The organism is Quisquiliibacterium sp. (assembly GCF_982640115.1).
Genome location: NZ_CEXFHW010000103.1, coordinates 1 through 14,241 on the forward strand (window position 1 = coordinate 1; position 14,241 = coordinate 14,241).

Annotated in this window: 15 protein-coding genes; 8 read left to right on the forward strand and 7 right to left on the reverse strand. The window is 70.3% G+C overall.

Annotated elements, in window-relative coordinates; all coding sequences use genetic code 11:
- The 3 genes from AC2H6A_RS12260 to AC2H6A_RS12270 form a co-directional block, all read right to left on the reverse strand.
- A partial coding sequence (locus tag AC2H6A_RS12260) for an acyl-CoA dehydrogenase family protein (RefSeq protein WP_484273885.1) occupies positions 1 to 968 on the reverse strand: 968 nt, incomplete at its 3' end.
- Positions 969 to 986: 18 nt separating this feature from the next.
- Entirely contained in the window at positions 987 to 1,382 is a 396-nt protein-coding gene (locus tag AC2H6A_RS12265; protein ID WP_484273886.1) for a DUF6285 domain-containing protein, read from the reverse strand.
- 1 nt (position 1,383) lies between these two features.
- Positions 1,384 to 2,382, reverse strand: a complete 999-nt coding sequence (locus AC2H6A_RS12270) for a phosphotransferase family protein (RefSeq protein WP_484273887.1) — start codon at positions 2,380 to 2,382, stop codon at positions 1,384 to 1,386.
- A gap of 239 nt (positions 2,383 to 2,621) precedes the next feature.
- Here AC2H6A_RS12270 and AC2H6A_RS12275 point away from each other — a divergent pair, with 239 nt between their 5' ends.
- The 3 genes from AC2H6A_RS12275 to AC2H6A_RS12285 all read left to right on the forward strand — a co-directional run bounded on the left by AC2H6A_RS12275 (position 2,622) and on the right by AC2H6A_RS12285 (position 4,782).
- A complete protein-coding gene (locus AC2H6A_RS12275) occupies positions 2,622 to 3,518 on the forward strand; it encodes a DMT family transporter (RefSeq protein ID WP_484273888.1) in 897 nt (298 codons plus the stop codon).
- 44 nt (positions 3,519 to 3,562) lie between these two features.
- Entirely contained in the window at positions 3,563 to 4,039 is a 477-nt protein-coding gene (gene rraA, locus AC2H6A_RS12280; protein WP_484273889.1) for a ribonuclease E activity regulator RraA, read from the forward strand.
- 155 nt (positions 4,040 to 4,194) lie between these two features.
- Positions 4,195 to 4,782, forward strand: coding sequence for a Spy/CpxP family protein refolding chaperone (locus AC2H6A_RS12285; protein WP_484273890.1), 588 nt, complete (start codon positions 4,195 to 4,197; stop codon positions 4,780 to 4,782).
- A gap of 9 nt (positions 4,783 to 4,791) precedes the next feature.
- Here the strand turns inward: AC2H6A_RS12285 and AC2H6A_RS12290 are convergent, their stop codons facing one another.
- Positions 4,792 to 5,403, reverse strand: coding sequence for a DsbA family protein (locus tag AC2H6A_RS12290; protein WP_484273891.1), 612 nt, complete (start codon positions 5,401 to 5,403; stop codon positions 4,792 to 4,794).
- A 102-nt stretch (positions 5,404 to 5,505) separates the two neighbouring features.
- Here AC2H6A_RS12290 and AC2H6A_RS12295 point away from each other — a divergent pair, with 102 nt between their 5' ends.
- Positions 5,506 to 6,330, forward strand: coding sequence for an SDR family NAD(P)-dependent oxidoreductase (locus AC2H6A_RS12295; RefSeq protein ID WP_484273892.1), 825 nt, complete (start codon positions 5,506 to 5,508; stop codon positions 6,328 to 6,330).
- A complete protein-coding gene (locus AC2H6A_RS12300) occupies positions 6,320 to 7,147 on the forward strand; it encodes an acyl-CoA thioesterase (protein ID WP_484273893.1) in 828 nt (275 codons plus the stop codon). The genes AC2H6A_RS12295 and AC2H6A_RS12300 overlap by 11 nt, the downstream gene beginning before the upstream one ends.
- 39 nt (positions 7,148 to 7,186) lie before the next feature.
- Here the strand turns inward: AC2H6A_RS12300 and AC2H6A_RS12305 are convergent, their stop codons facing one another.
- Positions 7,187 to 8,911, reverse strand: coding sequence for a putative bifunctional diguanylate cyclase/phosphodiesterase (locus AC2H6A_RS12305; protein WP_484273894.1), 1,725 nt, complete (start codon positions 8,909 to 8,911; stop codon positions 7,187 to 7,189).
- A gap of 249 nt (positions 8,912 to 9,160) precedes the next feature.
- On the opposite strand from AC2H6A_RS12305, the gene AC2H6A_RS12310 reads away from it, so the two are divergent.
- Positions 9,161 to 9,913: an SDR family NAD(P)-dependent oxidoreductase gene (locus tag AC2H6A_RS12310; protein ID WP_484273895.1), complete on the forward strand. Its 753-nt coding sequence runs from the start codon at positions 9,161 to 9,163 to the stop codon at positions 9,911 to 9,913.
- Between the two features lie 3 nt (positions 9,914 to 9,916).
- Here AC2H6A_RS12310 and AC2H6A_RS12315 read toward each other — a convergent pair whose 3' ends face one another.
- Together AC2H6A_RS12315 and AC2H6A_RS12320 are read right to left on the reverse strand one after the other, a co-directional pair.
- The gene (locus tag AC2H6A_RS12315) at positions 9,917 to 11,404 is read right to left on the reverse strand and encodes a M81 family metallopeptidase (protein WP_484273896.1); all 1,488 of its coding nucleotides are present in this window, start codon (positions 11,402 to 11,404) and stop codon (positions 9,917 to 9,919) included.
- Positions 11,405 to 11,426: 22 nt separating this feature from the next.
- Positions 11,427 to 12,338, reverse strand: a complete 912-nt coding sequence (locus AC2H6A_RS12320) for an SMP-30/gluconolactonase/LRE family protein (protein WP_484273897.1) — start codon at positions 12,336 to 12,338, stop codon at positions 11,427 to 11,429.
- A gap of 68 nt (positions 12,339 to 12,406) precedes the next feature.
- Between AC2H6A_RS12320 and AC2H6A_RS12325 the strand changes: the two genes are divergently transcribed.
- Together AC2H6A_RS12325 and AC2H6A_RS12330 are read left to right on the forward strand one after the other, a co-directional pair.
- On the forward strand, positions 12,407 to 13,336 hold the full coding sequence (locus AC2H6A_RS12325; RefSeq protein ID WP_484273898.1) for a glutathione S-transferase family protein: 930 nt from the start codon (positions 12,407 to 12,409) through the stop codon (positions 13,334 to 13,336).
- Between the two features lie 27 nt (positions 13,337 to 13,363).
- Positions 13,364 to 14,241 (forward strand): acyl-CoA dehydrogenase family protein (locus AC2H6A_RS12330; protein ID WP_484273899.1); only part of this gene is annotated, 878 nt, incomplete at its 3' end.

Here is a 14,241-nt window from a genome sequence, read left to right on the forward strand (position 1 = left end):
GTGGCCAGTTCGACCAGCGGGAACTGGATGGCCTGGTTCTCTGCGAGCGCCTTGCCGAAGGGCTTGCGCTCGCGGGCGTAGCGCACGCTCTCGTTCACGCAGTAGGTGGCCGCGCCCAGCGAGCTGGCCGCCTGACGGATGCGGTTCTCGTGCACGAAGGCCTGGGCCAGCGCCAGGCCCGCGCCTTCACTGCCGAACATCGCCTCCTGCGGCACCCACACATCGGTGAAGCTCACCCGCGGATGGTCGGTGGGCATGTTGAAGGTCCAGAGGTACTCCTCGACCTTGACCCCGGGGGTGTCGGTGGGCACCAGGAAGGCGGTGATGCCGCGGGCGTCACCGTCCTTGCCGCTGGTGCGCGCGAACACCGAGCAGTGGGTGGCCACGTGCATGCCGGTGGTCCACATCTTCTCGCCATCGATGCGCCAGCCGGCCACGCCGTTGCGGGTCTCGGGCACCGCGCGGGTCTCCATGTGCGTGGCATCGGAGCCGTGGTTCGGCTCGGTCAGGCCGAAGGTGATCCGGTAGCGGAACTCCAGCGAGCCGTTGATGAACTTCTCCTTCTGCGCCTGGGTGCCGAAGTCGCGCAGCATCACGATGAAGGGGAAGTTGCCGACGATGGAGTGCTCGTTCTGCAGGTCGTTGTGCAGGCCCAGCCCCTTGGACGCGAAGTGCTCGCGGATGACCGCCATCCAGAGGTTACCGCCGTCGCGGCCGCCGAACTCCCTGGGCAGCGAGAACCGGAAGTGCCCGGCACGGTCGGCGCGACGCTTGGCCTCCTTGAGCAGCTCCTCCCATTCCGGGCGCGGCAGGCCGCCGTTGTCGAAGTCGGTGCGGGCCCATTCCCGGCGATGGTCGAAGTAGCGCTCGTTGTCGTCCTGGGCCTGCAGCGGCTTGATCTCGCGCTCGATGAAGGCGTCGAGCTCGGCGAGATAGTCGACCAGGTCCTGCGGCAGGGTGAAATCCATGGATGTCCTTTCGGGAGGTCAGGGAGCCGGCGCACGCGCGCCGGTCTGGGTGAGTTCGGCCTGGTGGCTGGCGTAGGCGGGCTGGTCGATGGCCATCTTGGCCATGGCGTCGGCGAGCAGGTGTTCGAACAGGCCGGGCGCATCGATGGCGATCGATCCGTCGCGGATCCGGTCCGCGAGATCGGCTTCCAGCGCATCCAGGCTGCCGTCATGGCCGAGCAATGCCGCCATGCGCGCGCGCGATCGTTCGCCGGCCGCGGGGCCCTGCTGCATCTCGCGGGCCACCAGGTCGATGGCGTTGGCGGCGACCCGCGCCTGGAACACCAGGTCGGCCGGCAGCCTTGGCAGCGCGGCCTCGCGCAGCCAGCGTGCCACGGCCTGCAGGACGGCATCGCCGCGGGGCGGGTCGATCATGTCAGTTCCTTCCGGCGATCAGGCGCAGCAGATCGAGTTCGCTCTCGGAGACCCGGCGGGCGATCATCGCCCGCTCCACCGAGGCGTCGCGGCCGCTGTCGAACCATTCGAACATGCCGGCGCAGCCCATCCACCAGCGCAGGCTGCCCAGCGCTTCCCAGAAGCGAAGCCGCTCGGGTTCGAGCGGCTCGCCGCCGGCTGCCACATAGGCCTGCAGCAGCGCCTCGCGGCTGCCCAGGCCACCTGCCGGCCGGTCGAGCTGCCCGAAACGCCAGGGCGGCAGGCACAGCCAGGCGAGGTCTGCAGCAGGGTCGCCGAGGTGGGCCACTTCCCAGTCGAGGACCGCGCGTACCCCGTCCGGGCCGATGATGAGGTTGCCGTTGCGGAAGTCGCCATGGACCAGCCGCAGACGGGCAGGCGGCTCGGGGGCATGCGCCTCGAGCCAGCGCATCGCGTACTCGAAGAACGGGCTGGGCCTGCCCATGGCCTGCTGACGCTGGCGCAGCCGGTCGAGCACGGCGTCGTGGGGTTTGGCCGGCAGCGCCGGCAGGCTGGCCGGGTCGACCCGGTGGATGGCGGCGAGGATGGCGCCGAACTGGCCGACGAGGTGTGGCCGGATCGCTGCGAAGGCTTCGTCTCGCAGGATCTTGCGCGGGATGGTCTCGCCGGCGATCCGGGTCATGAGGAAGCCGTCACCGAGGCCGTCTTCAGCCTGAAGGGTGTGGACCACCTCGGGCACCGGCGCGCCGCTGCCGGCCAGGGCGCGAAGCAGATCGGCCTCGGTGCTGAGCGGCACCGACTCGCTGCTGCGCAAGCCGCCTGGCGAGCGGCGCAGGATCAGCGGATGGTCGAGGCCCTCGCCGCGGGCATCGAAGGACCAGGTCTCCAGGGTTGCCCCCGCCGACAGGCGGCGCAGGCCCTCCACCCGCGTGCACCCGGGCAGCAGCGTGGGCAGCAGTGACTGCAGTCCGGCCTGCAGGGCGTCGGCGCGTGAGCTCATGGCTGAGGAAGGGTGAGGATCGGGGCAGGGTGGGGCGGGGGCCGGATGCTGTCAATGCGCGCCGCGCACCGAGCGGACACGCCCGCGCGCGGTCATTCCGCTTCCCGATCGGGGCAGGCAGGGCTCGCCCGCCGCCGAGGGAGCGGCGATGCGCCGCGTGGCTGCGCGCGCTCGCTGCGCGGGTATTCCGTCGCCGAGGGGTGGGCATTGCCGTCGGGGGTATCCTCGGGCCGATGCCGATGTCGTACTTCCATTCCCTCAGCCCGGCCGGTCGGGCGATCTTCTGGGCGGTGTCCTCGGGCATCCTCTTCGCGCTGCTGAACACCCTGATGCGCGCCATGACGCTGCAGATGGACCCGTTCCAGACCCAGTTCCTGCGCTATCTGGCCGGCCTGCTCGTGATGCTGCCGCTGGTGTTGCGTGCCGGCTGGTCTGCCTACCGGCCCAAGGGCATGGTCGGCCAGCTCTGGCGAGGGGCGGTGCATACCGGCGGTCTGCTCTTCTGGTTCGCCGCCCTGCCGCACCTGCCGATCGCCGACACCACGGCGATCGGCTTCACCACCCCGATCTTCATCATGATCGGGGCGGCGCTGGTGCTGCGCGAGCCGGTGGTGCCGGCCCGCTGGATTGCGGCGCTGCTCGGTTTTGCCGGGGTGATGATCGTCGTCTATCCCAAGCTGGCCGGCACGGGCGGGGTCTGGAGTCTGGCGATGCTGGTGTCCTCGCCGCTGTTTGCCGCCTCTTTCCTGATCACCAAGGCGCTCACCCGTCGCGACACGCCTGGCGTCATCGTGGTCTGGCAGTCGATCACGGTGTCCCTGTTCACGCTGCCCTTCGCCGTGCCGGGCTGGCAGTGGCCCACCCCCGCCCAGTGGCTGCTCTTCGGGCTTTGCGGCCTGCTCGGCAGCACCGGTCACTGGTGCCTGACCAACGCCTACCGCCTGGCCGACATCTCTGCCACGCAGGGAGTGCGCTTTCTCGACCTGATCTGGGCTACGCTCCTGGGCCTGCTGGTGTTCGGCGATTCGCCCAGCGCCTCCACGCTGGTGGGCGGCGTGGTCATCCTGGTGGCCACGCTGTGGATCGCCCGTCGCGAGGCCGGTGCATCCCGGCCTGCGGCCCGACCCGACGACTGAGACAACCCCGTCAACCGCCGTTTCTGCCGCCATCCAAGCACGCCATGACCGCGAGCACCTGCGACCTCTTCGACGCCCATCCCGACATCCAGTCCTGCGACCTGCCCATGCGTCTGTTCGGTCGGCGGCGCGCCTTCAGCGGGCTGATCCGCACCGTGCGCTGCCGCGAGGACAATGCGCTGGTGAAGTCCCTGCTGTCCTCGCCCGGGCACGGACAGGTGCTGGTGGTCGACGGCGGGGGCTCGCTGCACAGCGCCCTGATCGGCGATCTGATCGCCGGCCTGGGCCTGGCCAATGGCTGGGCGGGCGCGGTGGTGCACGGCGCCATCCGCGATTCAGTCGCCATCGACACGCTCGACTTCGGCATCAAGGCGCTTGGCACCAACCCCCGGCGCAGCGCCAAGGCGGGCGTCGGCGAAACCGATGTCACGGTGGGCTTCGGCGGCGTGGTGTTCACCCCCGGCCACTGGCTGTGCAGCGACGAGGACGGCATCGTCGTGGCAACGCACCCCCTGGGCTGACGTCGTGCCAGACCGGTGGCGGTTCAGCCTTTACCGCGCTTACCCGCCGTTACCGATCACCGACCCCTGATTACCTGGCGGTCGCCCAGACTGTCTCCTGTCGATCGCCGCATCCTGCGCGCGGGCCGATACCCCGACATCCCCAGGAGAACACCATGACCGTCCATACCCGTCCCACCCTTCTTCGCGCGGCCGCGGGCGCCCTGCTGATTTCGGCTGGCGCCGCCTTCGCCCAGTCTGCACCCAGCTCGCCCGTCGCGCCGGCCTCCCCGGCGGCAGCACCCGGACATGAAGCCCGACACGGCGCCGGGCACGAGTCGGGTGAGGAGCATCGCCACGGCCGTCACCACGGCGGTCACGACGGCATGCATCGCGGGATGGGCATGGAGATGGGCAACGGCATGGAGTTCCTGCGCGGCGTTCGCCTGAGCGATGCCCAGCGGGACCAGGTCTTCAGCCTCATGCACCAGCAGGCGCCGGTGATGCGCGACAAGGCCAAGGCCCTGGGCAAGACCCGCCAGGAACTGCGCGCCCTGACGCTGTCCCCGCAGTTCGACGAGGCGCGCGCCAGGGCCCTGAGCGACAGCCTTGCCGCCGGCATCGCCGACATGACCATGGTCCGGGCGCGCCATGCCCATGCGGTGTGGCAGCTGCTCACGCCGGAGCAGAAGTCGCAGGTGGAGGCGCGCCGGGCGCGTGCCGAGGCCGGCGATCACGGCCACCGCCATCTCGCCCTTCGCTGATCGGGGCGTTCAGCCCTGCCGCTGCAGCGCCTGACGCACCAGCGGCAGGGCGTCGTTGCCGAAGTACATGTCAGTGCCGCCGATGAACATCGTCGGCGAGCCGAAGCCGCCCCGCGCGATCAGTTCATCGACATTGCGTCGCAGCGCGTCCTTGATGTCGGCGCGGCCGATGGCCTCGAACATCATCTCGGGCGCCAGCCCGGCCGCGCTGAACAGCGGCGCGAGCACTGCGTCCTGCGAGATGTCCTCGCCACGCCCCCAGTAGGCCTCGAACACCCGCCGGGCGAAGTCGGTCATGCGCGCCGGATCATCCTGCAGCACCAGGCAGGCCCGCATCGCCTTGACGCTGTTCACCGGAAAGACCGGTGGCGGGTTGATGATGCGCAGCCCCGCAAGCGCGGACCAGTCAGCCAGACTCTTCGCCTGCCAGGCCGCCTTCACCGGCACCGGGTTCTCGCGCGCCGCATAGACGCTCGGATTGACGGTGTTGAACAGGCCTCCGACCAGGATGGGACGCCAGCGGATGGGCACGCCGAACTCGGCGGCCAGCGGCTGCAGGTTGTGGAAGCACAGGTAGGTCCAGGGGCTGCTGCAGTCGAAGAAGCACTCGATGGTCTTCATGGCGATTCCTGGGGGACGCAGATGGGTGCTTCGCCCTGCTATCGGAACAGGGCGGGCGGGGCTGGCGCCGATAATAGCGGCTCCAATCTCAGGGAGTCAGCGATGGGACAACTCGACGGACGGGTCGCGATCGTCACCGGATCGGGCCGCGGCATTGGTCAGGCCATTGCGCTGCGGCTGGCGCGCGATGGGGCGAGCGTGGTGGTCAACGACATCGACGAGGCGCCTGCCCGCGAGACCATCGCCCTGATCGAATCGCTCGGCGCGCGCGCGGTGGCCTGCAACGGCGATGTCACCGCGCCCGACTTCGGCACCCGCGTGGTCGACACCGCGGTGAATGCCTTCGGTGGCTGCCATGTGGTGGTGAACAACGCCGGCTACACCTGGGACAGCGTCATCCAGAAGATGAGCGACGAGCAGTGGTACGCGATCATCGATGTGCATCTCACCGCGCCCTTTCGCATCCTGCGCGCCTTCTCCGATCATCTGCGCACGGCGGTCGACGCCGAGCGGCGCGAGGGCCGGCGCATCGTGCGCAAGATCGTCAATGTGTCGTCCACATCGGGCACCAACGGCAATGCCGGTCAGGTGAACTACTCCTCGGGCAAGGCGGGCATCATGGGCATGACCCGAACCCTGGCCAAGGAATGGGGCCGTTATGACGTCACGGTGAACGCCGTGGCCTTCGGTTACATCCAGACCCGGCTCACCAAGCCGCTGGCCGAAGGCGAGGGCGGCAGCATCGACATCCAGGGCCGCACGGTCAGGATCGGCGTGCAGGCCGGTCGCCTGTCGGCCATGAACCAGATGATTCCGCTGGGCCGCGGCGGTCTGCCCGAGGAGGCCGCCGGCTCGGTCTACCTCTTCTGCAGTCCCGACAGCGACTATGTGAGCGGCCAGACACTGGTGGTCAGTGGTGGCGCCTGAGGCGGGGGGCGAGGGCGTGCACCCGATCGATGCGGCAATCCGGCTCGAGCCTGCCGCCGCCGGTCACCGCCGCCTGCGTGGCGCCACCAGCGAGGCCTACTGGAATTCGGTGGGGCCCTTCGGCGGCATCACCGCCGCGGTGATGCTGCAGGCGGTCATGCAGCAGCCCGATCGCATCGGGCCGCCGCTTTCGCTGACGGTGAACTTCCCGGCAGCCGTCCAGGCGGGCGGGTTCGACATCGTGGTTCGCCTGCTGCGCGGCGGCCGCACCACGCAGCACTGGGCGCTCGACCTCGTGCAGGGCGAGGGCGACCAGCCCATGGCCAGCGCCCTGGTGGCCTGCGGTGTGCGTCGCCCGGTCTGGAGCGATCGCGAGGCCCGCCCGCCCGCGGTGCCGGCGCCACCGCCCGATTTCGGCCCGCGGCCGGGCGCCTTCCCGGTGTGGCTGCGCCACTACCGTGAGCATGTGGTGCGTGGCGGGCTGTTCGGCCCTGCCGCCGACAGCGAGTCGGCCGCCTGGGTGGTCGATCATCCGCCGCGGCCGCTCGACTACCCGGCCCTGGCGGCGATGTGCGATGCCTTCTTTCCTCGCATCTTCATGCGCCATGCCGCACCGATGCCGGTGGCCACGGTCTCGCTCAACGTGTACTTCCATGGCGATGCGGCCGCGATGGCCGCGCAGGCGTGCCAGCCCCTGCTCACCGAGGCCCGGGGACAGATCTACGAAGGCGGGTTCTTCGATCAGGAAGGGCGCATGTGGGGCGAGGCCGGCCGCCTGCTGGCCACCACCCATCAGGTGGTGTGGTATCGCGACTGAGCGGTCGGCCGCGCGGTGCTGCCGCGCGGGCGGCTCGCCTCAGGAGGCGCGGCCAGCCATCATCTCGAAGTAGTTCTGCTTCGAGTTCTCGTGCAGTGAGTGGCGCATCTTGACCCAGCCCACCAGTTCCGACTGGCGCATGGGCTTGGCGATGTAGAAGCCCTGCACCTCGTGGCAGCCGAGTTGCGCGAGCGCGCGCATCTGCTGGAGGTTCTCCACCCCCTCGGCCACCACCCGCAGGCCCATGTGCCGGCCGAGGTCGATGGTCGAGCGCACGATGCTCTCGCTGCCGTTGTCGTCGATCAGGCCGGCCACGAAGGACTGGTCGATCTTGAGTTCATGCACGGGCAGCTGCTGGAGCTGCTTCAGGGTGGCATAGCCGGTGCCGAAGTCGTCCACCGACAGCTTCACCCCCATGGCGGAGATTTCGCGCAGCGACTGCAGCGCGGCTGCAGATTCGCTCACCACGCCGCTCTCGGTGATCTCCAGGCAGAGGTGGTCGCCGCTGGAATTCTGCGCCTTGAGGATCTCGCCGATCTCCTGGGCGAAGCCGGGGGTCTGGATGTCGGTGGCCGTGACATTGACCGACAGCCGCACCGCGAGCCCGGCGTCGGCCAGTTCGCGGCCGAATCGCGCGCCTTCCCGAACCACCCAGCGGGTGATCTGACGCATGAAGCCGGTCTGCTCGGCAAAGGGGATGAACTCGGCGGGCGGGATACGACCGCGCACCGGATGCTTCCAGCGCAGCAGCCCTTCCGCCCCCACGATGAGGCCGCTGCTGAGATCGAGCTTGGGCTGGAAGTGCAGCTCGAACTGGCCGCCCTCGAGCGCCTTGCGCATCTCGCCGAGCATCGACAGGTAGCTGCGCTGCTGGCCGGTTTCGACGCCGTCAAAGACATGCGAGCCGCTCTGGCGGCGCTTGGCCAGATACATGGCGGAGTCGGCCCGGCGCATGAGCGTGGCCTCATCCTGGCCGTGCTGCGGGAAGATGCTGATGCCCAGGCTGGCGCCGATGTCGATGAGCTGATCGCCCCAGCGCAGCGGTTCGCGCAGCAGCTGCAGGATGCGCCGTGCCACATCCTCGGACACGCTCTGCGGGCCGGGCAACAGCATCACGAATTCATCACCGCCCAGCCGCGCCACGGTGTCGCAGTCGCGCACCGCGCGCTTGAGCCGGCGCGACACCTCCTTGAGCACGGCATCGCCCGCGGCAGGGCCGCGGGTGTCGTTGATGACCTTGAACCGGTCGAGGTCCATGACCATCAGGCCGAAGGATTCGCGCCGGCGCTCGCTGGCCCGCACGGTGTGGCGGATGCGGTCGGTGAGCAGGGCCCGGTTGGCCAGGCCGGTGAGCGGGTCGGTGAGGGCGTGCTCGCCGATGCGCCGTTCGCGTTCGGCGAGGCCCTCGGCAACCGCGTCGATGCGTCGGGTGAGCTGATCGATTTCGTCGGTGCCGTCGAGCGCGGCGCCACGGGGCTTGTAGCGTCCCTCCTGCAGCTCGCGCAGCATGGTCTCGATGGTGGACACCCGCTCATGGAAGCGCCGGGTGCGCCAGCCCGCGAGGGCCGAGGCCGCCGCCACCAGGATGAGCGTCTGCAGGGCGAGCGGGACGATCACGGTCCAGGGGGAGGTGGACCAGAGCCCGAAGCCGCCGGTGTTCAGCGTGAGGCCGAGCAGACCGATCGGGACCAGCAGGGTGGCCACGCCGAGCACTGCCTTGCTCGAGGAAGTCCACTGGCCCTTGCCGCCGAGGAAGCGCAGCATGGGCAGAGACATCAGGCGCGAGAAGGTCGCCTCCATCGCCAGTTGAGCCTGGCTGGGTGGCTTCGGCACCTCGTAGGCCGGGCGCGCAGATCGGGCGGAGCCGGATTTCTCCGGGAGGGGGGCGGACGGCGGCATGGCATGATTCTTTCAGACGGCCCGACGGGCTGGCGGGGTCGGCGGACGGGCGGAACCCCTCGCCGGACCAGCGAGCTGCCCGTGACACGCCCTCAACCTTCTGCGGAGCCCATGATGGCACACCCCCTCGATCAGGCCCTGGATTTCACCGACCGCCAGGTGCTGGTGGTCGGTGGCTCCAGCGGCATCGGCAACGGCATCGCGCAGGCCTTCCGGGCCCGGGGCGCGGCCGTCCATGTCTGCGGCACCCGCCCGAGCGCGGCTGATTACGCCGGCACGGCGGGGTCCGATCTCAGCGGGCTGGGCTACTCGGTGCTCGATGTGGCCAGCACCGCCGCGATCGAGACCTGGGAGCCGCCCTTCAAGCGGCTGGATGTGCTGGTGCTGTCCCAGGGCATGGTGCTCTATGGCCGGCGCGAATACACCAACCCGGGCTTTGCGCAGGTGCTGCAGGTCAACCTGAACAGCCTGATGGCCTGCGCCCTGAAGTTCCAGCCGATGCTCCAGGCGGCGTCGGGCTCGCTGATCGTCATCAGTTCCACCGCGGCCTTCCAGTCGACCCGCGGCAATCCCGCCTACAACGCCTCCAAGGCCGGTGCGGTCGGCCTGGTGCGCACGCTGGGCGATGCCTGGGCGCGCGACGGCATCCGGGTGAACGGCATTGCGCCGGGCTTCGTGGCCACCAAGATGACCGAGGTCACCACCGCCAATCCCGAGCGGCTGGCCGGCACCCTGCGGGCGATTCCCATGGGGCGGCTTGGCACCCCGGTGGACATGGCCGGGGTGGCGCTCTTTCTGGCCTCGCCGCTGGCGGCCTATGTGTGCGGTCAGACCCTGCCGGTGGACGGCGGACTGCTGCTGCCCTGAACCTCAGGCCGCGATCGGGTCCAGCGGGTAGATCGGGCGGCTGAGCTTGCGGTAGCGCAGGCTCGCGTAGTCGGAGGTGCACACGCCAGAGCCCGCGCACTCGACGATCGCACGGGCGTAACGGCGCAGGCCGGCGCGCCAGTGCACCCGGCTCTTGAGCATGAGGAAGCGCAGCGCGGCAGGGTCGATGCCCACCGCCTCCAGGCAGCCGATGTCGTGCGGCTCGACATGCTCGCTGATCACCACCACATCCACCGTGCCCACGCGCAGCACCGCCGTGGGCCCCATGTTGACCAGCTGCCCGCGGGCCATCGGCCCGTGGTTGCGGAACTGGCCGTCGCTCAGGCGCCGCACCTCGCCGGTGACGGTGAGCGGCTGGCCGGCCAGACCCACCGAGGGCATGGGCAGCTTGCCGCCCAGAGAGACCGTCACCCGCGCGCCCACCCCGGCGCGGGCCATCACCTGCACCGCCTGCGGGTCGTAGATGGCGAAGGCGGCAGCGTCGGGCAGGCCGGCGGCGATCAGCCGGCCGAGCACCGTGGTGGTGTCCATGGTGCCGCCCGAGGCGCAGTTGTCGTAGTGGTCGAGCAGCACGATCGGGCCGGTGCCCGGCGCGGTGTCGGCCAGCGCGCGGGCGCGGGCCAGCGAGACATCGAGGTCCTCGAGGCGATAGACGAAACCTTCGCGATGCGCCCAGGCCATGGCCAGCAGCTCGTCGCAGGCCCGGCGAGCGCGGTCGGCGTCGTGATCGACCACCACCGCCGACAGCTGGGCGATGGCGATGTCGGCGTGCGGAAAGCCGGTGAACACGGTGGCGCTCAGCACGCCCTCGGCCTCGAGCTCGCGGCAGCGCGCCTGCAGCGAGTGGTTGGGCTCGTCGTCGGTGCCCTGGCGCATGACATGGGTGAGCATGGGCTTGCCGCCCCAGGCCATGGCCGGGAGCGGGCAGCCCTGCAGCGAGGCGAGGATGGGTCGGGCCGCACGCACGCCGGTCTCGTACATGTCGATGTGCGGATAGGTCTGGTAGCCCGACAGCACATTGGCGTGGGCGACCATCTCGGCCGACAGGTTGGTGTGCATGTCGAGGGCCACGCCGATCATGACGCCCGGTGCCACCGCGCGGATGCGGCGCAGCAGCTCGCCCTCGCCGTCATCGTGGCTGGCGGTGACCATGGCGCCGTGCAGGTCGAGCAGCACCGCGTCGCAGCCGCGGGCCACCGCGGCGCAGATGCGCTCGCAGACATGGTCGAACACCGCGTCTTCGCAGGGCGCGCTCGGGGCGGCCGAAGCGGCGATCGGGGTGTCGATCTGCGCGCCGAGCTGGGTGGCCAGGTCGATGAAGGCGGCGATCGCCGAGCCGGTGCCGCGGTAGGCGGCGATGACCGCCTCGCCCTCGGGCGGCGGATGGCCGCCGCCGAAGCGCTCGAGCGGCGTGGGCACGGGCGAGAAGGTGTTGGTCTCGTGCTTGAACTGGGCGATGACGATCTTCATGACCGGGCTCCGGACGGCGTGATCAGTAGGCGAGCTTCAGGCCCGGGCGGGCCCAGTCGAGCTCGACCAGCAGGCCGGCGCCCGAGAGCGTGACCAGCGCCTTGCGCCGATCGAGGCCGGCGAAGCACAGGTTGGTCACGACCCAGTCCTGAGGCGTGGGCACGAACTCGACCAGGCCGCCCTGCGGGGCGATCACGGTGATGCCGCCCTGCAGGATGGTGGCCACGCAGATGTTGCCCCCGGCCTCGACCGCCAGCGAGTCGTAGGATGCGGGCACGGGCGAGGCATAGAGCAGGCGCCCGCCATTGGGCGAGGGATGCGGCGCGCGGGCGATCTCGCCGGGCCCGGTGACCTCGAAGGCCCACAGCCGGGCGGTCTGGGTCTCGGCCACATAGACCGTGCGGCCGTCGGGCGAGAGCCCCACGCCATTGGAGGTCATCAGGGGATAGACCACCTTCTTCACCGACGAGCCGTCGGCCCGGGCGTAGTAGAGGCCACCGCGGTCGAGGTCGCGCGGGCGTCCCTTGCCGAGGTCGGTGAACCAGAAGCCGCCCTGGCCGTCGAAGACCAGGTCGTTGGGGCCGCGCAGCGGGATGCCGTCGACCTCGGTGTAGAGCACCTCGACTCGGCCGGTATTCAGGTCGACACGCTCGATGCGCCCGCCGCTGTAGTCGGCCGGCTGATGGCTGGGGAACCAGATGCCCTGGCGCTCGACCCAGTCGAAGCCGCCGTTGTTGCAGATGTAGCACAGGCCGTCGGGGCCGATGGCCGCGCCGTTGGGGCCGCCGCCGAGCTTGGCGACGATTTCCTTGCGGCCGTCCCGGGTGATGCGGGTGAGGGTCTGGCGGCGGATCTCGACCAGCACCACCGAGCCATCATCGAGCGCGACCGGGCCTTCGGGGAACCAGAGATCATCGGCGAGAACACGGGTCATCGGCAGGCCTTCCGGAGTGCTGGGGAACGCGGCCGAGTGTACGCGCAAGCCGCGGTAAGCTGCGTTCCATGAACGAGATCATCCTGCACCACTACGACGCCTCGCCCTACGCCGAGAAGATCCGCCTGATCCTGGGCGCCAAGCGCCTGCCCTGGCGCTCGGTGCAGATACCGTGGGTGATGCCCAAGCCCGACCTGGTCGCGCTCACCGGCGGCTATCGCCGGACCCCCGTGCTGCAGATCGGTGCCGATGTCTACTGCGATACCGCGCTGATCGCCCGTGTGCTTGACGAGACGGGGTCGGCGCCGTTGCTGCATCGACCCGACCGGATCGCGGCGCTGTCGGTGGCCGACCTCGCCGAGCGCGAGCTGTTCGGCGCGGCGGTCGGATTCGTGTTCCAGCCGCGTGGCTTCTCCGCGCTGTTCCAGGGCATGGGCAAGGCGCAGATCGAGGCCTTCATGGCTGATCGCAAGGCCATGCGCGCCGGGGGCGCGCCGCGCATGGAACTGTCCGAGGCCACCGGCCTGCTGCACCACTGGCTGCAGCGCGTGACCGACCATCTCGCCGATGGCCGAGCCTTCCTGGTGGCCGATGAACCGACCATTGCCGACTTCGCGGTCTACCACCCGCTGTGGTTCGTGGCTCGCGCGCCGGCACTGGCCACGGTGCTCGGCGAGTATCCCGCGGTGAGCGCCTGGATGGCGCGGGTGGCGGGCTTCGGCCACGGCACATCCTCGCCGATGAGCGCCGAGGATGCGCTGGCCGCGGCCCGCGCGGCCTCCCCGGCCGCCCCGCAGGCCCATCCCTGGGTCGACTGGCACGGCTGTCAGCCGGGTGACGAGGTGATCATCGAGCCCGCCGACTACGGCATCGTGCCGGTGCGCGGCCTGCTCGCCATCTCGGCCCCCGATCGCCTTGCACTGCGCCGCACCGACCCGCGCGCGGGTGAGGTGCTGGTGCATTTCCCCCGTGTCGGCTACCGGCTTCGGCGGCCCTGAGCCGCATCGCTGCGATACCATCGAACCATGCTCCCGCTCGCCATCGAACGCATCCCCCCGGCCGACGAGGCCCTTCGCCCCGCCATCCGCGAGTTTCTCGCCCGCGAGATGCCTCCCCTGGACACCGGTCTGCGCTCGCGCTCCTGGATGGGCTACGACGCCGAATTCAGCCGCAAGCTCGGTCAGGCGGGCTTCCTGGGCCTGACCATGCCGCGCCGCTACGGCGGCGGCGAACGCGGCTACTTCGCCCGCTTCGTGGTGGTCGAGGAACTGCTCTCGGCCGGCGCGCCGATCTCGGCGCACTGGATTGCCGACCGCCAGAGCGCGCCGCAGATCCTGCGCTACGGCACCGAGGCGCAGCGTGAGCGCTATCTGCCGCTGATCTGCCGCGGCGAGGCCTTCTTCTGCATCGGCATGAGCGAGCCCGACTCCGGCTCCGATCTCGCCAGCGTGCGCACCCGCGCCGTGCGCGACGGTGACGGCTGGCGTCTGAGCGGCCGCAAGATCTGGACCACCAACGCCCACCACGCCCACTACATGATCGCGCTGGTGCGCACCTCGGGCGGGCCCCAGGATCGTCAGTCCGGCCTGTCGCAGATGCTGATCGATCTCACCGCGCCCGGCGTGAGCATCCGCCCCATCACCGATCTGGCCGGCGACGAGCACTTCAACGAGGTCACCTTCGACGATGTCCGGCTCGGGCCCGACGCCCTGGTGGGCGTGGAAGGCGAGGGCTGGTCGCAGGTCAATGCCGAGCTCGCCATCGAGCGCAGCGGGCCCGAGCGGCTGCTCTCGTCGATCGTGCTGCTCGATGCGCTGATCGCCTGGCAACGCTCCCTGCCGCAGCCCGATCCGGTGGCGGTGGCCGAAATCGGTGCGGTGCATGCCCGGCATGTGGTGCTGCG